The following is an 18,350-nucleotide window of genomic DNA, read 5'->3' on the forward strand; positions in this document are numbered from 1 at the left end:
CTGATGGTGGACCCGAGTACCTATTATTTGAACGCCTGCGGCCTGGTCTGCGCGCTCGGCGACAGCCACGCGCAGGTCAAGGCGCGCCTGTTCGCCGGCGACAGCGGCGTCGCCATGACGGACGCCTGGTCGGCCGCGCGCGCGCTGCCGCTGGGCCGCGTGCTGACCGCGCTGCCGTCGGTGGCGCATCTGCCGCCGCCCCAGCGCAGCCGCAACAACGCGCTGGCGCTGGCCGCGCTGGCGCAGATCCGCCCGGCGCTCGATGCGGCCATCGCCCGCCACGGCGCCGACCGCGTCGGCGTGGTGGTCGGCACCAGCACCTCCGGCATCGCCGAGACGGAACGGGCGGTCCGCCAGCAGATCGAACGGGGCGAGCTGCCCGCCGACTTCCACTACTGCCAGCAGGAGATGGGCTCGCCGGCCGCGATGCTGGCGGCCGAGCTGGGCGTGCTCGGGCCGGCCTATGTGCATTCGAGCGCCTGCTCGTCGAGCGCCAAGGCGATGGCCAGCGCGGCGCGGCTGATCAAGATGGGCCTGTGCGACGCCGTGCTGACCGGCGGCGTCGACTCCCTGTGCGCCTTCACCGTGGCCGGTTTCGGCGCGCTCGAATCGGTCAGCGCTGCGCCGTGCAATCCGATGAGCGCGCACCGCAACGGCATCAACATCGGCGAAGGCGCCGCGCTGTTCCTGATGAGCCGCGAACCGGCCGCCGTGGCGCTGCGCGGCTGGGGCGAGTCGTCCGACGGCCACCACATCTCGGCGCCCGATCCGGCCGGCGTCGGCGCCCGCCTGGCGATGACGCAGGCGCTGGCGCGCGCCGGCGTGGCGCCGGCGCAGATCGACTACATCAATATGCACGGCACGGCCACGGTGCAGAATGACGCGATGGAGTCGCGCGTGGTCGCCGAGTTGTTCGGCGCCACGGTGCCGGTCAGCTCGACCAAGCCCTTCACCGGCCACACGCTGGGCGCGGCGGCGGCCATCGAGGCGGCGCTGTGCTGGCTGGCCATGCAGGACGACAACCCGGACGGCAAGCTGCCGCCGCACCTGTGGGACGGCGCCGCCGACGCCGCGCTGCCGGCGCTGAACCTGGTGCCGCGCGGCGCCGCGTTGGGCCGGCCGCTGCGCTGGGCGTTGAGCAATTCCTTCGCCTTCGGCGGCTCGAACGCTGTGCTGCTGCTGGGGCGGACGACATGAGCGAGGCAATGAACGACACGATGATCGACGCAATGAACGACACGATGATCGACGCAATGAACGACCCAAGCGGCTTTCCGCCGGTCGCCAGCCTGCTGCCGCACTCCGGCCGCATGGTGCTACTCGAGCGCGTGCTCAGCGCCGACCACGACAAGCTGTGCGCCGAGGTGCGCATCGACGCCGACAGTATGCTGTGCGGCGCCGACGGTGTCGGCGCCTGGGTCGGCATCGAGTACATGGCGCAGGCGATAGCCGCCCACGCCGGCTGGCACGCGCTCAAACGCGGCGAGCCGGTCAAGGTCGGCTTCCTGCTGGGCAGCCGCAAGTACGAGGCGGCCCGCGCCTGCTTCGCGCCGGGCAGCACGCTGCACGTGCACGTGCAGCGCGTGCTGCAGGGCGAGAACGGCTTGGGGGCCTTCGAATGCCGCATCGACGCCGCCGGCGCGCCGGCCACCCTGGCGACGCTGGCGACGGCCACGGTGACGGTGTTCCAGCCCAAAAATGTGAATGAATTTCTCAAGGACGGAAGCGCGGTATGAGTATGAATCAGAATAAATCCATGAGCGTGCTGGTGACGGGATCGTCGCGCGGCATCGGCAAGGCGATCGCCCTGCGCCTGGCGCGCGACGGCTACGACGTGGTGCTGCATTGCCGCAGCCAGCGCGCCGAGGCCGAGGCGGTGGCCGAACAGATCGCGGCGCTGGGCCGCGCCGTGCGCGTGCTGCAGTTCGACATCGCCGACCGCGCCGCCACGGCGGCCGCGCTGGAGGCCGACATCGCCGCCCACGGCTGCTACTACGGCGTGGTGTGCAACGCCGGCGTGGCGCGCGACAACGCCTTCCCGGCCATGTCCGGCGAGGACTGGGACATCGTCCTGCGGACCAACCTGGACGGCTTCTACAACGTGCTCAACCCCTTGGTGATGCCGCTGGTGCAGCGCCGCAAGCCGGGCCGCATCGTCACGCTGGCCTCGGTCTCGGGCCTGATCGGCAACCGCGGCCAGGTCAACTACAGCGCCGCCAAGGCCGGCATCATCGGCGCCACCAAGGCGCTGGCGCTGGAGCTGGCCAAGCGCGCCATCACCGTCAACTGCGTCGCGCCCGGCCTGATCGAGACCGACATGATCGGCGAGGTGCCGCTCGACGAGGCGCTGAAGATGATCCCGGCGCGCCGCGTCGGCCAACCGGAGGAGGTGGCCGCCGCCGTCAGCTTCCTGATCGGCGAGGAGGCCGGCTACATCACCCGCCAGGTCATCTCCGTCAACGGCGGTATGGCATGAGCCGCCGCGTCGTCGTCACCGGCATGGCCGGCATCAGCCCGATCGGCAACGACTGGCCGGCCATCCGCGCCCGCCTGGTCGAGCGCCGCAACGCCGTGGTGCGCATGGCCGAATGGGCCGACTACGAGGGCCTCAACACCCAGCTGGGCGCGCCGGCCGCGCCGTTCGAGCTCACCGAGCGCTACCACCGCAAGGCGGTGCGCAGCATGGGCCGCGTCGCGCTCATGGCCACCCGCGCCAGCGAGCTGGCGCTGCAGGACGCCGGCCTGCTCGAGCATCCCCTGCTCAAGAGCGGCGACATGGGCGTCTCCTTCGGCTCCTCGGCCGGCACGCCGAGCGCCATCGGCGACTTCGGCCGCATGATGGAGGAGCGAACCACCAAGGGCATCAACGCCACCACCTACATCAAGATGATGGCGCACACGGCGCCGGTCAACATCGGCGTGTTCTTCGGCCTGACCGGGCGCGTCATCACCACCTCGAGCGCCTGCACCTCGGGCAGCCAGGGCATCGGCTACGCCTACGAGGCGATCCGTGGCGGCAAGCAGACGGCGATGGTGGCCGGCGGCGCCGAGGAGCTGTGCGCCACCGAGGCGGCGGTGTTCGACACCCTGTTCGCCACCAGCACCCGCAACGACGCCGGCCACACCACGCCGCGCCCCTTCGACGGCGGCCGCGACGGCCTGGTCATCGGCGAGGGCGCCGGCTGCCTGATCCTGGAGGAGTACGCCCATGCCCAGGCGCGCGGCGCCGCCGTCCACGCCGAGCTGGTTGGCTTCGGCACCAACAGCGACGGCTGCCACGTCACCCAGCCGAACGCGGCGACCATGCAGACGGCCATGCTGCTGGCGCTGGCCGACGCCGGCCTGCGGCCGGCCGACATCGGCTACGTCAACGCCCACGGCACCGGCACCCAGCAGGGCGACATCGCCGAGTCGCAGGCCACGCTGGCGGTGTTCGGCGGCGCCACGCCGATCAGCTCCCTGAAAAGCTACATGGGCCACACGCTGGGCGCCTGCGGCGCGCTGGAGGCCTGGATCAGCATCGAGATGATGCGCGACGGCTGGTTCGCGCCGACCGTCAACCTGGACCAGGTCGACCCGCAGTGCGCGCCGCTCGACTACATCACCGGCGCCGGCCGCGAACTGCAGTGCGAGTATGTGATGTCGAACAATTTCGCCTTCGGCGGCATCAACACCTCGCTGATTTTCAAGCGTTGGCGCGGGGTGTAGCGCAAGAAGTGTGGCACAGTGCATAATGTTCGCTAAACGATAAGGACTGACATGAATAAATTGATTTCCAGCGCCATTCTGGCCGGCGCCGCGCTGGCCGGCGCCCTGCCGGCGCAGGCCGCCGACACCGTGTTGATGATGCCGATCGCCGCCGCCATGGCCGCCAACGACGCCCAGTCGCGCCTGGGCGACTCGGTCAAGTTCTACTTCGCCGACCAGCCGACGCCGCCGGTGGCCAGCAAGATCACCAGCGACAAGACCAGCCTGCGCACCAACGGCTTCGGCAAGTCGGCCGACAAGTCCTGCAACTGGGTGTTCTTGTCGGCCATGTTGGCGCTGCAGAAGCGCGCCCACGAGGTCGGCGCCGACGCGGTGGTCAACATCGTCAGCAACTACAAGGAGAAGGTGGTGGCCAGCCAGACCGAGTTCGAGTGCCACGACGGCGCCATCATGTCCGGAGTCGCGCTGAAGGGCGACTTCGTTAAGTTGGCCAAGTAAGCCAGATGAGCGCACAAGCGCTGCTTTGGCTGGCCGACAGCGCCAGCGTCGACGACGCCGCCCTGGCCAAGGGACTGGCCTGGCTCAGCGCCGGCGAGGCGGCGCGCCACCGCGGCTTCGTCCGGCCGCACCGCCAGCGCCAGTTCCTGATCGGCCGCACGCTGCTCAGGATGGCCCTGGCCGAGGTGCTCGGCTGCGCCCCCGAGTCGCTGCTGTTCGAGCAGCTGGCCGGCCGCGCGCCGCGGCTGCTCAAGCCGGGCGCCGCCAAGAACGGCGCGGCGCCGGGTTTCAGCATTTCGCACAGCGGCCAATGGGTCGCCTGCGCGGTCAGCGCCGACACCGCGCTGGGCCTCGACATCGAGGTGCCCGACCCGGCCCGCGACCTCGAGGCGCTGGCCGAACACGCCTTCGACGACGCCACCCGCGCCCGCTGGCGCGCCGCCGCGCCGGAGCGGCAGCTGGCGCTGTTCTACCGCCTGTGGAGCGAGCAGGAGGCGCGCATCAAGCTGGGCCCGGCGCCGGGCGACCCGGCGCCCAGCTGCGTCGTCCTGCCGCATCCGCTGTTGTCGGTGGTGCTGTGCAGCGCGCGGCCGCTGGCCGACATGCCGACCATCGAGCTGGTCACCCTGTAGCGCGCCGGCGCCGTCGAGCCGGCGCCGCTCGCCCTTCCCGATCTGTCGAAGTGCCATAAAATAGTGCGCAAAGGCATTAAATATGGCATAGTGGCAATATCCGCTGGGCAACATTTCACAGGCTTGCCCGTGTTTTGCGGTCGCCGTCCCACCGCCGGGTTTGTCGCCCGGCGTTTTTATGCCGCACACTAAAAAATCAACAAGGGAAGAATCAAGATGAACCAAGCATTCAAACATATCCTGCTCGTCGCCGGTTTGCTGGGCCTGGCCCTGCTGCAGGGTTGCGCCACCAAGATCAAGGCGTCGAGCACCCAGAACCCGCCGCCGGCCGAGGCCTTCGCCTCCTACGGCCGCATCGAGTTGAAGTCGGCGGTGTTCCGCGACGGCTACCGTGGCGACCAGTCGGGCCTGGCCAAGATCGACGCCAACATCAAGCTGGACCTGGCCGCCTCGCTGGAAAGCTGGAACAACAAGCCGGCCAACGGCCGCACCCTGGTGATCGAGCCGGTGGTCGAGGAGTTGGCCTTCAAGCACGGCGCCAAGCGCGTGCTGCTCGGGCCCCTGGCCGGCAGCTCGGGCGTGCTGATGCGCGTGACCTTCCGCGACCAGCGCGGCAACGTGGTCGCCACGCCGGAGTTCTTCCAGCGCGCCGACGCGATGGCGGCCGGCTTCCTGTTCGGCGTGCACGACAACCTGATGTTGACCCGCATCTCCAACCTGGCCAGCGGCTACGTCATCGCCAACTATGAACAAAGCGTTGGCGGCCCCACCGGCGCCGACGACAAGGCCGTCAAGCTCAAGTAAACGCCACTTGGCGCGGGCCGCGCCCGCCTACTGCCACAGCCAGTTCCACAGGCCGGGCAGGGGCGGGCGCAGCTCGCCGGCGCGCACGGTGCTGGCCAGCGCGGCCCGCTCCAGTGCGTCGCGCTGGTCGTAGAAGGGCTTGGCGGCGAGCGGCATGCCCAGTTCGCGCGCCACGTCGAGCAGAATCTCCAGATATTCGGCGAGGTGGCGCGCGGTGTAGCCGTTGACGTCGTGGAAGGTGACCACCACCGGCGTGCTGCCGTCCACCACGGCCATGGAACCGGCGGCCCAGCGCTGGCGCGTCTCGGCCAGCCGGGCCAGCATGTTGGCGCGCTTGTGCCAGCTGAAGTTGATGCCGTAGATCTTGCCGTCGTTGGCGTTCAGGTCGGTCAGCAGCATCTGCATGCCGTGCCGGTGGTAGGCCGCCAGCGTGTCGGCGTCGTAGGCCCAGAACGGCGGCCGCACCAGCGTCGGCGCGCGCCCGGTCAGGCCGGCCAGGTCGTCGACGCCGCGTTGCAGCGTTTCCTCCAGCTCGGCCGGGCCCATGAAGCGGTGGTTGGCGTGCAACAGCGTGGCGCTGTGGAAGGCCACCAGGTGGCCGTCGGCGTGCTCGCGGCGGATCAACTGGCGGCCGATGTCGGTGCCGCCGCCGTGCCAGGCCCGCGTCTGCGTGAAGAACACCGCCTTGATGTCGTCCTGGTAGGCGTTGTGCGCCAGCGTGGCCAGCACGCGCTCGGTCGGGTTGTCGCTGGCGGCGGCGCTGGGGCCGTCGTCGAAGGTGAGCAGGAATCGGATCGGCGCCGCCGCGCCCGGCGCCGCCGCGCTCTCGGCCACGGCCGGCGCGCCGTCCGGCTCGGCGCTCGCTTGCGAGCAGGCGCTGGGCGCGGCGTTCAATAGCAGGGCCAACAGGCTGGCCTGCAGGCAGGCGCGCAGGGTGGAGCTGGGCGGCGCGGAAGGGTGGGGGCGGGTCGACACGGTGGCGGGCAACTTACGATTTGCGAGCCGCATTGTAGCGGTTTTACAGCGGCCGCGCTCGCCACGCGCACGGCCGCAAGCCTTGCCCAGCCTCATTTTTTGTGAAATCCATAACTACTTGCTGGCCAGGAATTATAATGGCGTCCAGCAGCGATTTACCTTCCCCCAACGCGCGTCGTTGGCGGCGAATTTCAGCCATTTATAAGAAGAACCTATGAGCGCCAATTTCGACTCCATGCCGCAGCCGGCCGAACCCCATGTGCCGGAGACCGCGTTCGGCAAGTGGTTCCTGCGCACCAACACCTGGACCGTCCACGTGCTCGAGCGCGCCATCGCCGACCTGCAACGCCTGATGCCGGCCGACGCCGTCCGCCATGCCGTGGTGGCCGACGTCGGCTGCGGCTACGGCCGCTCGCTGCACAAGCTGCAGCAGCGCTTCGCGCCCGAGCGCCTGATCGCCATGGACATCGACCCGGAGATGCTGCGCGCCGCGGCCGCCGAGATGGCCGGCCTGGGCCTGGCCGCCGAGTACATCTGCTGCTCGAGCTCCAACATCGCCCTGCCGGACGACTCGGTCGACCTGTTGTTCTGCCACCAGACCTTCCACCACCTGATCGACCAGGAGCGCGCCATCGCCGAGTTCCACCGCGTGCTCAAGCCGGGCGGCGTGCTGCTGTTCGCCGAGTCGACCCGCCGCTACATCCACTCCTGGATCATCCGCCTGCTGTTCCGCCATCCGATGGAGGTGCAGAAGACGGCGCCGGAATACCTGGCCATGGTGCGCGCCGCCGGCTTCGCCGTGCCCGACGCCGCCGTCTCCTACCCCTTCCTGTGGTGGAGCCGGGAGGACCTGGGTGTGCTCGAGACGGTGCTGCGCATCAAGCCGGCGGCCCGGCGCGAGGAGACGCTGATCAACCTGGTGGCCAGAAAACCGCTGGCCTGAGCCGGCCGCCGGGCGCGCTTCAACGCGAAATGCCGGCTGCGTACGTCGAGGGTCAGCCCCTAGGGTCCGGCCCTGGCTGACCCTGGCTCCGCGTCCTTGGGCGGCGGCCCGACTCGCGTTATACTGCGACCAATAGTATTCGAAAGGCAATGCGGCGCGCCCCGATTGACGCGCCGCAAGCGCCGCCGCGCCGTCCTTGTGGCCGGCGGCGCGATGCAGTATGTTTCAATCCTTTCCACATTTTCCCGCCGACATGAGCCATCCGAACCAGTTTTCCCTGTTGTCGCAGCGCCGCTTCGCGCCCTTCTTCTGGACCCAGTTCCTCGGCGCCTTCAACGACAACCTGTTCAAGACCGCCTTGATGGTGATCCTGACCTACGACGCGCTGAGCTGGACCACGCTGTCGCCGTCGCTGGTGACCAACCTGATCCCCGGCCTGTTCATCCTGCCCTACGTGCTGTTCTCGGCCACCGCCGGCCAGTTCGCCGACAAATACGAGAAGGCCGGCCTGGCCCGCTTCGTCAAGTGGATGGAGCTGGCCATCATGCTGGCCGCCGGCGCCGGCTGGATGACGCACACGCTGTGGCTGCTGGTGGCCGCCGTGGTCGGCATGGGCGTGCACTCGACCCTGTTCGGCCCGGTCAAATACGCCTACCTGCCACAGCAGTTGTCGCCCGAGGAGCTGATCGGCGGCAACGGCGTGATCGAGATGGGCACCTTCGTCGGCATCCTGCTCGGCGAGATCCTCGGCGCCGTGCTGGTGCTGCACCAGCCCTACGGCATCGCCCTGGTGGCCGGCGCCACCGTGCTGACCGCGCTGCTCGGCCTGGCCGCCAGCTACCGCATCCCCTTGACGCCGGCGCCGGCGCCCGAGCTGAAGATCAGCCGCAACCCGCTGGCCGAGTCGATCCGCAACATCGCCTTCTCGCGCAAGAACAAGGTGGTCTTCCTGGCCATGCTGGGCAACTCCTGGTTCTGGTTCTACGGCGCGCTGATCCTGGCCCAGTTCCCGGTCTACGCCAAGGACTACCTGCACGGCGACCACAGCGTGTTCGTCCTGCTGCTGACGGTGTTCTCGCTCGGCGTCGGCAGCGGCTCGCTGCTGTGCGAGCGCCTGTCCGGGCGCAAGGTGGAGATCGGCCTGGTGCCGTTCGGCTCGATCGGCCTGTCGCTGTTCGGCCTCGACCTGTACTTCGCCAGCCTGGGCTACCACAACACGGCGGCGGTCGACTTCGCCGGCCTGCTGGCCCAGCACGCCAGCTGGCGCATCCTGTTCGACGTGCTGATGATCGGCCTGTTCGGCGGCTTCTTCATCGTCCCCCTGTTCGCCCTGATCCAGACCCGCTGCGACCCGCAGCACATCTCGCGCACCATCGCCGGCATGAACATCCTCAACGCCCTGTTCATGGTGGCGGCGGCCGGCGTCGCCATCGTGCTGCTGGGGCAGGGCTTCACGATCCCCCAGCTGTTCCTGGTCACCGCCGTGTTGAACGCCCTGGTGGCGCTGTACATCTTCTCGCTGGTGCCGGAATTCCTCATGCGCTTCCTCGCCTGGCTGTTGATCCACACCGTGCACCGCGTCAAGTGCATCGACGCCGAGCGCATCCCGGCCGAGGGCGCGGCGGTGCTGGTGTGCAACCACGTCAGCTATGTCGACGCCATCGTCATCGGCGCCGCCAGCCCGCGCCCCATCCGCTTCGTCATGGACCACCGCATCTTCAAGCTGCCGCTGCTGGGCTGGATCTTCCGCACCGCCCGCGCCATCCCCATCGCGCCGGCCAAGGAGGACCCGTGGCTGATGGAGAAGGCCTATGTCGACATCGCCCAGGCGCTGCACGAGGGCGACCTGGTCTGCATCTTCCCCGAGGGCCGGCTGACCAGCACCGGCGAGCTCAACGAGTTCAAGGGCGGCATCGCCAAGATCGTCGCCCGCTCGCAGGTGCCGGTGATCCCGATGGCGCTGCGCGGCCTGTGGGGCCACCTGCTCAGCCGGGGCGCCGAGAACGTCTTCGAGCGCACCTTCCGCACCGGCTGGCGCTCGCGCCTGGCGCTGGCCGTCGGCCAGCCGGTGGCGCCGCAGGACGCCACGCCGGAGCGCCTGCGCGAGCAGGTGCTGGCGCTGCGCGGCGGCTGGAAATAGCCCCGTCTCGGACGACTTGTCCATACAACTTTGGTTAAAGTTTGTAACTTACCACTGCTTACAATCTTGATTTTCAATTAGGCAATGTTTCTTTAAACTTCACTTTGTCCCCGCCGTGCGAACGGCGGGGCAGGGTGCGGTGCCGCTGCGCGGGCCGCCTTGATCCGATCTTTCTTGGAGGAATCAACGTGCGACATAAGAACATCATTGCGGCCGGTCTGGGCCTGGCCGGCTTGCTGGCGCTGGGCGCCTGCGGCGGCGACAGCAGCAGCAGCCCGAGCGCCAAGCAGCCGCAGGGCTTGCCGCTGGCGCCACCACCACCGAGCGGTTTCACGCTGGCGGTCGACTTCAACCAAGGCATTGCCGGCTGGACCGGCGGCACCGCCGACTATACCGTCAACACCAAGCCGACCGAGGTCAAGTTCGCCTTCCAGCCCATGCCGGCCCCGCTCAGCGGCAACGGCTACTTCATCGGCGCCCACAACAACAGCGACGACGTGCTGGTCTACGTGAAGAAGCAGTTCGGCGGCTTCGCCCCGTCGACCAAGTACAAGCTGAACTTCGAACTGCGCTTCGCCAGCGACATCGCCTCCGGCTGCTACGGCGTGGGCGGCTCGCCCGGCGACGCGGTGCACATGCTGGCCGTCGCCAGCCCGATCGAGCCGCTCACCGAACTGCAAGGCGCCGAGGACTACCGCCTCAACATCGAGCGCGGCAACCAGGCCGCCAACGGCCAGTTCGGCCGGGTGCTCGGCACGCTGGGCAACGGCACCACCGACTGCCACGTGCGCACCTATGTGTCGAAGGCGGTCAAGTCGGCCGAGGCGATGGAGGTGCAGAGCGACGCCCAGGGCAAGTTGTGGGTCTTGTTCGGCATGGACTCCGGCTTCGAGGCCAGCGGCCACGCCATCCTGCAGAACGCCAGCGTGACCGCCACGCCGCTGTAAGGCGGTCAGCGGCGTTCCTTCACCCCGCACCCCGATCCGCCACGGTCGGGGTCAGACCCCGGTTGGGGTCTGACCCCTTGCCTGCGGGGTTATGCCTGCGTCCCACCAAGCCACCAAGCCACCACCTCGTGGATGAAGCAGTTTTTCTCTTCGATATCCCCCTGGTTTCTCTCTATGAACGGGGGCACCAGGACGTTTTCCGATCCGTATCCGCCTAAAAAGTTGCTTGACTTAATTAGAATGATCGTTCATTCTATGATCCATGTCATTTTGCCGGCCCTGTTTGCCGCGCCAACTTTTTCAGAAAGTCTACGATGGAACCAATCATTCCCACGTCTTCCCGCCGCGCGGCGGGGACTATCGTCTTGCTCTGCAGCGCCGCCGCCCTGGTCGCCGGCTGCTCCAAATCCACGGCCGAAGCACCTCATGCGCAGGTGGCGGAAGTGGGCGTGTTTACCGTCGCGCCCCAGGCGCTCAGCCTGACGACCGAACTGCCGGGCCGCACCGCCGCCTTCCAGGTGGCCGAAGTGCGCCCGCAGGTCGGCGGCTTGATCCAAAAGCGCCTGTTCGTCGAGGGCGCCGACGTCAAGGCCGGCAGCGCGCTGTACCAGATCGACCCGGCCAGCTACCAGGCCGCCGTCAACTCGGCCAAGGCGGCGCTGTCCAAGGCGCGCGCCAACCTGCTCACCAGCGGCCCGAAGGTGGCGCGCTACAAGGAGCTGGTCGCCATCGACGGCGTCAGCCGGCAGGAGTACGAGGACGCCATCGCCGCCCACGAGCAGGCCAAGGCGGACGTCGAGTCGGCCGCCGCCGCGCTCGACACGGCCGCCATCAACCTGCGCTACACCAACGTCAACGCGCCGATCGGCGGCCGTATCGGCCGCTCGGCGGTGACGCCGGGCGCGCTGGTGACGGCCAGCCAGGCCAACGCGCTCACCACCGTGCAGCAGCTCGACCCGATCTACGTCGACCTGACCCAGTCGAGCAACGAACTGCTGCGCCTGAAGAAGGCGCTGGAGAGCGGCCAGCTGAAGCAGGCCGGCGGCCAGGCCCGCGTCACCCTGCTGCTGGCCGACGGCAGCAAGTACGCCGAGAGCGGCAAGCTGCAATTCTCCGACGTCAGCGTCGATCCGGGCACCGGCAACGTCACGCTGCGCGCGCTGTTCCCGAACCCCAAGCACGATCTGCTGCCGGGCATGTTCGTCCGCGCCGTGCTCGACAGCGGTGTCGACGAGCAGGCCATCGCCGTGCCGCAGCAGGGTGTCAGCCGCAACGCCAAGGGCGAGGCCACCGCGCTGGTGCTGGGCAAGGACGGCAAGGTCGAACAACGCATCCTGGTCACCGGCGGCACGCAGGGCGACAAGTGGCTGGTCCAGTCCGGCCTGGTGGCCGGCGACCGCGTCATCGTCGAGGGCCTGCAGAAGGTCCGTCCGGGCGCCCAGGCCAGCGTGGCCAAGCCGGCCGCCACTGCGGCGGTTGCCGCCGGCGGCGCCGCTGGCAAGGCCCCGGCCAACGCCAACAGCGCCCACTAATTCAGGAGAACAGCAATGGCACGTTTTTTCATTGACCGCCCGATCTTCGCCTGGGTGATCGCGATCGTGATCATGCTCGCGGGCCTGATCGCCATCCTCGGCCTGCCGATCGCGCAGTACCCGAGCATCGCGCCGCCGTCGATCTCGATCAGCGGCAGCTACCCCGGCGCCTCGGCCAAGACGGTCGAGGACGCGGTGACCCAGGTCATCGAGCAGAAGATGAAGGGCATCGACGGCTTGCGCCACATGTCCTCCACCAGCGACTCGGCCGGCGGCATCAGCATCACGCTGACCTTCCACAACGGCACCAACCCGGACATCGCCCAGGTGCAGGTGCAGAACAAGCTGCAGCTGGCCACGCCGCTGCTGCCGGCCGCCGTCACCCAGCAGGGCCTGGTGGTGTCGAAGGCGACCATGAACTTCCTGATGGTCTACGGCTTCGTCTCCGAGAACGGCAGCATGAAGCAGGCCGACCTGGACGACTACGTCGCCGCCAACCTGATCGATCCGCTCAGCCGGGTCGAGGGCGTCGGCGAGGTCACCCTGTTCGGTTCGCAGTACGCCATGCGCATCTGGCTCGACCCGGCCAAGCTGCGCAGCTTCCAGCTGACCCCGGCCGACGTCACCGCCGCCATCACGGCGCAAAACACCGAGGTGTCGGCCGGCGAACTGGGCGGCACGCCCTCGCTGGCCGGCCAGCAGCTCAACGCCACCGTGTCGGCGCAGAGCCGGCTGCAGACGGTGGAGCAATTCGGCGCCATCCTGCTCAAGACCGCCGCCAGCGGCGCCACCGTCCACCTGCGCGACGTCGCCCGCATGGAGCTGGGCAGCGAGAGCTACAACACGGTGGCCCGCTTCAACGGCCACGCCGCCACCGGCGTCGCCGTCAAGCTGTCGAGCGGCGCCAACGCGCTCGACACCGCCAACGCCGTCAAGGCCAAGGTCGCCGTGCTGGGCAAGCAGTTCCCGGCCGGCATGAAGGCCGAGATCGCCTTCGACACCACGCCCTTCGTCAAGCTGTCCATCGAGGAGGTGGTCAAGACCCTGCTCGAGGCGGTGGTGCTGGTGTTCCTGGTGATGTACCTGTTCCTGCAAAACTTCCGCGCCACCCTGATCCCCACGCTGGCCGTGCCGGTGGTGCTGCTGGGCACCTTCGGCGTGCTGTCGGCGCTGGGCTATTCGATCAACACCCTGACCATGTTCGCCATGGTGCTGGCGATCGGCCTGCTGGTCGACGACGCCATCGTGGTGGTCGAGAACGTCGAGCGCGTGATGACCGAGGAGGGCTTGTCGCCGATCGAGGCGACGCGCAAATCGATGGGCCAGATCACCGGCGCCCTGGTCGGCATCGCCATGGTGCTGTCGGCCGTGTTCGTGCCGATGGCCTTCTTCGGCGGCTCGACCGGCGTGATCTACCGCCAGTTCTCGATCACCATCGTCTCGGCGATGGTGTTGTCGGTGATCGTGGCGATGGTGTTTACGCCGGCGCTGTGCGCCACCTTCCTCAAGCCGGTGGAAAAAGGCCACAAGGCGGCCGACACCGGCTTTTTCGGCTGGTTCAACCGCAGCTTCGAGCGCAGCACCAACCGTTACCAGGGCTGGGTCGGCGCCATGTTGAACCGTGGCGGCCGCTCGATGGTGTTGTACGCCATCCTGCTCGGCGTGCTGGCGCTGGTGTTCATGCGCCTGCCCACCTCCTTCCTGCCGGAAGAGGACCAGGGCGTGCTGTTCGCCCAGGTGCAACTGCCCACCGGCGCCACCCAGGAACGCACCCTGAAGGTGATCGAGCAGGTCGAGCAGCACTTCCTGGTCGACCAGAAGGCCGCCGTGGAATCGGTGTTCTCGGTGGCCGGCTTCAGCTTCGGCGGCAACGGCCAGAACACCGGCATCGCCTTCATCCGTCTGAAGGACTGGTCCGAGCGCAAGGCCGTCGAGCTGCGCGCGCCGGCCGTGGCCGGCCGCGCCATGGGCGCCTTCTCGCAGATCAAGGACGCGATGGTGTTCGCCTTCGCCCCGCCGGCCGTGCTCGAATTGGGCAACGCCAGCGGCTTCGACCTGCAGTTGCAGGACCAGGCCGGCCTGGGACACGAGGCGCTGATGGCGGCGCGCAACCAGCTGCTCGGCATGGCGGCGCAAAACCCGCTGCTGATGGCGGTGCGCCCCAACGGCCAGGAGGACACGCCGCAGTACAAGATCACCGTCGACCAACAGAAGGCCGCCGCGCTGGGTCTCGACATCGGCGAGATCAACAAGGTGCTCAGCACCGCCTGGGGCAGCGCCTACGTCAACGACTTCGTCGACCGTGGCCGCGTCAAGAAGGTGTTCCTGCAGGGCGAGGCGCATGCCCGCATGGTGCCGGAAGACCTGGACAAATGGTCGGTGCGCAACGCCAACGGCGAGATGGTGCCGTTCTCCGCCTTCACCACCGCCAAATGGATCTTCGCCTCGCCGCGCCTGGAGCGCTACAACGGCCTGTCGTCGGTCGAGGTGATGGGCATGCCGGCGCCGGGGCAGAGCTCGGGCGTGGCCATGGCCGAGATGGAGAAGATGGCGGCCAAGCTGCCGGCCGGTATCGGCTACGAATGGGCCGGCATGTCGGTCGAGGAGCGCGACTCCGGCTCGCAGACCACGGTGCTGTACGCGCTGTCGGTGCTGATCGTCTTCCTCTGCCTGGCGGCGCTGTACGAGAGCTGGTCGATCCCGTTCTCGGTGCTGATGATCGTGCCGCTGGGCGTGCTCGGCACCGTGCTGGCCACCTGGGGCTTCCACCTGTCGAACGACATCTACTTCCAGGTCGGCCTGCTGACCGTGGTCGGTTTGTCGGCGAAGAACGCGATTTTGATCGTCGAATTCGCCAAGGAGCTGCAGGAGCAGGGCATCGAGCTGAAGGAGGCGACTTTGCGCGCCGTGCGTCTGCGCCTGCGGCCGATTCTGATGACCTCGATCGCCTTCGGCCTCGGCGTGCTGCCGCTGGCCATCAGCAGCGGCGCCGGCTCGGGCAGCCAGAACGCCATCGGCGTCGGCGTGCTGGGCGGGATGCTGTCGGCGACCTTCCTGGGCATCTTCTTTGTACCGGTGTTCTTCGTGCTGGTGCGCGGCTTCTTCGCCAAGAAGCCTGCCGCCGCCAAGCCGCACGACGCCGCAATTGTGGAAGCGAACTAACATGAAAAAATCTATCCTCTCCCTCGCCGCGGCGGCCCTGCTGGCCGGCTGCAGCCTGGCGCCGGTGTACCAGCAGCCGGCCGCGCCGGTGGCCGCCAGCTGGCCGGCGGGCGACGCCTACAAGCCGGCGCCGGCCGCCGCCGAGCCGCGCAAGGTGGCCGACATCGCCTGGCGCGACTACTTCGCCGACGAGCGCCTGCGCCAAGTGATCGCGCTGGCGCTGGCCAACAACCGCGACCTGCGCGTCTCGGCGCTCAACATCGAGAAGGCGCGCGCCCAGTACGGCATCGAACAGGCCGCGCTGCTGCCCAAGGTGTCGGCCACGGTGAGCCAGAACGCCACGCGCACGCCGGGCACCATGCGGCCCGACGGCGAGCCCGCCGTCAGCCGCCAGTACAGCGGCGGCCTGGGCGTGGCGGCCTACGAGCTGGACTTCTTCGGCAAGCTGCGCAGCCTGTCCGAGGCCGGCCTGCAGCAGTACCTCGGCACCGAGGAGGCCCGCCGCGCCCAGCAAATCAGCCTGGTGGCCGAGGTGGCCAACGCCTACCTGACGCTGATCGCCGACCAGCAGCGCCTGGGCCTGGCGGCCAGCACCCTGAAGAGCCAGCAGATCAGCTTTGAGCTGAGCAAGCGGCGCTTCGCCGCCGGCGCCACCTCCGGCCTGGACATGTACGAGTCGCAGAGCAGCGTCGAGGCGGCGCGCAACGACATGGCCGTCTACACCGCCCAGGTGGCGCTGGACCAGAACGCGCTGACCCTGCTGGTGGGCGGCGCCGTGCCGGCCGCGCTGCTGCCGAGCGGCCAGTTCGACGCCGTCAGCCGGCTGGCGGCCATTCCGGCCGAGCTGCCGTCGGCGGTGCTGCAGCAGCGCCCCGACGTGCTCGAGGCCGAGCGCACGCTGCGCGCCGCCAACGCCAACATCGGCGCGGCGCGCGCCGCCTTCTTCCCCAGCATCTCGCTGACGGCGTCGGCGGGCAGCGCCAGCAGCAGCCTGTCGGGCCTGTTCAAGGGCGGCTCGTCGACCTGGAGCTTCCTGCCGCAGCTGAACCTGCCGATCTTCGACGGCGGCGTCAACCGCGCCAACCTGAACATCGCCAAGACCGAGCGCGACATCGCCGTGGCGCGCTACGAGAAGGCCATCCAGAGCGCCTTCCGCGAGGTGGCCGACGCGCTGGCCCAGCGCGGCACGCTCGACGAGCGGCTGGCCTCGCAGCAGGCGCTGGCCGAGGCCTCGGCCAAAAGCTTCGCCATCCACGAGGCGCGCTACCAGAAGGGCGCCGAGTCCTACCTGAACGCGCTGGTGTCGCAGCGCGCCTTGTACAGCGCCCAGCAGGGGCTGATCAGCGCGCGCCTGAGCCAGGCCAGCAACGCCGTCACCCTGTATAAGGTGCTGGGCGGCGGCTGGCAGCCGGACGCTTGAAGCGACCCGGCGGCGGCGAACCAGGGTCAGACCCTAGGGTCTGACCCTAGATTTGCGCCGGTGGGGTTTGTCGGCGCCACCTGCGCCTTCGTTGCGCCGCAAGCTGTTGGATTTCCGCCCGCGCCGGCCGGGGCGAAATTGACAAATCGCCCCGGCCTGTTCACAGTACCGCCCCAGGCAGGTTTTCTCACCCAAGGATAGTGACATGCGCACCACCGAAAAACGACGTAGCGACCCGGAACGCACGCAGCACCGGCGCAAGCAGGTGCTCGACGCGGCGGCGCTGTGCTTTGGCCGCAGCGGTTTTCATGGCGCCAGCATGGCCGAGATCTCCAAGGCCGCCGGCATGAGCGCCGGCCACATCTACAACTACTTCGACAACAAGGACGCCATCATCCTGGCCTTCGTCGAGCAGGACATCGAACGCGTCATGGCCGAGCTGCTGCGCCTAGAGCAGAGCGACGACCCGCTGCAGGCCATGCTCGACGACGCCGCCAGGTCGGTCAACGAGAACGTCGACCCGGCCAAGTGGCGGCTGCCGATGGAGATCAGCGCCGAGGCGGCGCGCAATCCGCGCATCGCGACGGCGGTGGTCGAGGCCGACCTGCGCGCGCGCCAGCGCTTCCAAGCCCTGTTCCGCGCGGCGCGCGAACGCAAGGGCCTGGCCGCCGACGACTTCACCATCGACGGCCGCATCGAGGCCATCATCGCCTTGTTCCAGGGCGTGTCGCTGCGCGCGCTGCACAACCCCGCCTTGGACGAAGCCGCGCTGGTGGCCAGCTTCGTCGTCGCCCTGCGGGCGCTCTGCCTCACCTAGCGGCGTGGTGCCGCGCGCCCATGTAGAATCGGGGTTCTTCCGGTTTTCCATTGGAGCGCCATGAGCAGCTACGTCTTCCCTCCCCACAACATCGTCGGCCTGCCGGTGGCCGGTAGCGAGGCCCGCTTCCCGGTGCGCCGGGTCTACTGCGTCGGCCGCAACTACGCCGCCCACGCCCGCGAGATGGGCTTCGACCCCGAGCGCGAGCCGCCTTTCTTCTTCTGCAAACCGAACGACAACGCCGCCGTCGTCGCCGTCGCGCCGGAGCGGGTGCTCGACCTGCCGTATCCGCCGTCGACCGCCAACCTGCACTACGAGTGCGAGCTGGTGGTCGCCATCGGCAAGGGCGGGCGCGACATCGCCGTGGCCGACGCGCCCGGCCACATCTTCGGCTACGCCGTCGGGCTGGACATGACGCGGCGCGACCTGCAGTTCAAGATGCGCGACGCCGGCCGCCCCTGGGAGATCGGCAAGGCCTTCGACTATTCGGCGCCGGTCGGCCAGATCGTGCCGGCGGCGCAGGCCGGCGACATCGGCCACGCCGCCATCACGCTCGAGCTGGACGGCGCGCGCAAGCAGGACAGCAGCATCGCCCATTTGATCTGGTCGGTGGCCGAGACCATCGCCAACCTGTCGACCCTGTTCACGCTGCAGCCGGGCGACTTGATCTTCAGCGGCACGCCGGAGGGCGTGGGCGCAGTGCAGCGCGGCCAGACCCTGGTCGGCCGCGTCGCCGGCTTGCCGCAGCTGGCCGTGCGCATGGTGTGAGCGC

Annotated in this window: 16 protein-coding genes; 15 read left to right on the forward strand and 1 reads right to left on the reverse strand. The window is 68.8% G+C overall.

The features are described 5' to 3' along the window. Positions 1-3: 3 nt before the first annotated feature. The 7 genes from BM252_RS12885 (at position 4) to BM252_RS12915 (ending at position 5,642) form a co-directional block, all read left to right on the forward strand. Positions 4-1,197 (forward strand): beta-ketoacyl-ACP synthase, encoded by a 1,194-nt coding sequence (locus tag BM252_RS12885; protein WP_093387956.1) that lies wholly within the window; start codon positions 4-6, stop codon positions 1,195-1,197. 56 nt (positions 1,198-1,253) lie between these two features. Continuing rightward, positions 1,254-1,736, forward strand: coding sequence for a hotdog family protein (locus BM252_RS12890; protein ID WP_093388116.1), 483 nt, complete (start codon positions 1,254-1,256; stop codon positions 1,734-1,736). A gap of 2 nt (positions 1,737-1,738) precedes the next feature. Next, a complete protein-coding gene (locus tag BM252_RS12895; RefSeq protein WP_093387957.1) occupies positions 1,739-2,476 on the forward strand; it encodes a 3-ketoacyl-ACP reductase FabG2 in 738 nt (245 codons plus the stop codon). Further along, a complete protein-coding gene (locus tag BM252_RS12900; RefSeq protein WP_093387959.1) occupies positions 2,473-3,708 on the forward strand; it encodes a beta-ketoacyl-ACP synthase in 1,236 nt (411 codons plus the stop codon). Before BM252_RS12895 ends, BM252_RS12900 begins: the two co-directional genes overlap by 4 nt. Before the next feature lie 51 nt (positions 3,709-3,759). Then, a complete protein-coding gene (locus tag BM252_RS12905) occupies positions 3,760-4,206 on the forward strand; it encodes an excinuclease ATPase subunit (RefSeq protein WP_093387960.1) in 447 nt (148 codons plus the stop codon). A 5-nt stretch (positions 4,207-4,211) separates the two neighbouring features. Further along, the gene (locus BM252_RS12910) at positions 4,212-4,838 is read left to right on the forward strand and encodes a 4'-phosphopantetheinyl transferase family protein (protein WP_093387962.1); all 627 of its coding nucleotides are present in this window, start codon (positions 4,212-4,214) and stop codon (positions 4,836-4,838) included. 216 nt (positions 4,839-5,054) lie between these two features. Then, entirely contained in the window at positions 5,055-5,642 is a 588-nt protein-coding gene (locus BM252_RS12915; protein WP_093387963.1) for a hypothetical protein, read from the forward strand. Between the two features lie 27 nt (positions 5,643-5,669). Here BM252_RS12915 and BM252_RS12920 read toward each other — a convergent pair whose 3' ends face one another. Next, positions 5,670-6,629: a polysaccharide deacetylase family protein gene (locus BM252_RS12920; protein WP_245774234.1), complete on the reverse strand. Its 960-nt coding sequence runs from the start codon at positions 6,627-6,629 to the stop codon at positions 5,670-5,672. Between the two features lie 202 nt (positions 6,630-6,831). Here BM252_RS12920 and BM252_RS12925 point away from each other — a divergent pair, with 202 nt between their 5' ends. From BM252_RS12925 to BM252_RS12960, 8 genes are all read left to right on the forward strand, one after another. After that, positions 6,832-7,560, forward strand: a complete 729-nt coding sequence (locus tag BM252_RS12925) for a class I SAM-dependent methyltransferase (RefSeq protein WP_093387967.1) — start codon at positions 6,832-6,834, stop codon at positions 7,558-7,560. Between the two features lie 253 nt (positions 7,561-7,813). Beyond that, the gene (locus tag BM252_RS12930) at positions 7,814-9,700 is read left to right on the forward strand and encodes an MFS transporter (protein ID WP_093387968.1); all 1,887 of its coding nucleotides are present in this window, start codon (positions 7,814-7,816) and stop codon (positions 9,698-9,700) included. A gap of 188 nt (positions 9,701-9,888) precedes the next feature. Next, positions 9,889-10,647 (forward strand): hypothetical protein, encoded by a 759-nt coding sequence (locus tag BM252_RS12935; RefSeq protein ID WP_093387970.1) that lies wholly within the window; start codon positions 9,889-9,891, stop codon positions 10,645-10,647. Positions 10,648-10,961: 314 nt separating this feature from the next. Beyond that, the gene (locus BM252_RS12940; protein ID WP_093387971.1) at positions 10,962-12,179 is read left to right on the forward strand and encodes an efflux RND transporter periplasmic adaptor subunit; all 1,218 of its coding nucleotides are present in this window, start codon (positions 10,962-10,964) and stop codon (positions 12,177-12,179) included. A 15-nt stretch (positions 12,180-12,194) separates the two neighbouring features. After that, positions 12,195-15,341: an efflux RND transporter permease subunit gene (locus BM252_RS12945; RefSeq protein ID WP_093387973.1), complete on the forward strand. Its 3,147-nt coding sequence runs from the start codon at positions 12,195-12,197 to the stop codon at positions 15,339-15,341. A 1-nt stretch (position 15,342) separates the two neighbouring features. Next, complete coding sequence (locus tag BM252_RS12950; protein WP_093387975.1) at positions 15,343-16,761, forward strand: efflux transporter outer membrane subunit; 1,419 nt, start codon at positions 15,343-15,345, stop codon at positions 16,759-16,761. 205 nt (positions 16,762-16,966) lie between these two features. Further along, complete coding sequence (locus BM252_RS12955) at positions 16,967-17,578, forward strand: TetR/AcrR family transcriptional regulator (protein WP_093387976.1); 612 nt, start codon at positions 16,967-16,969, stop codon at positions 17,576-17,578. 60 nt (positions 17,579-17,638) lie between these two features. Then, positions 17,639-18,346, forward strand: coding sequence for a fumarylacetoacetate hydrolase family protein (locus tag BM252_RS12960; RefSeq protein WP_093387978.1), 708 nt, complete (start codon positions 17,639-17,641; stop codon positions 18,344-18,346). Positions 18,347-18,350: the final 4 nt, after the last annotated feature.

The organism is Rugamonas rubra, from assembly GCF_900114705.1.
GTDB lineage: Bacteria > Pseudomonadota > Gammaproteobacteria > Burkholderiales > Burkholderiaceae_D > Rugamonas > Rugamonas rubra.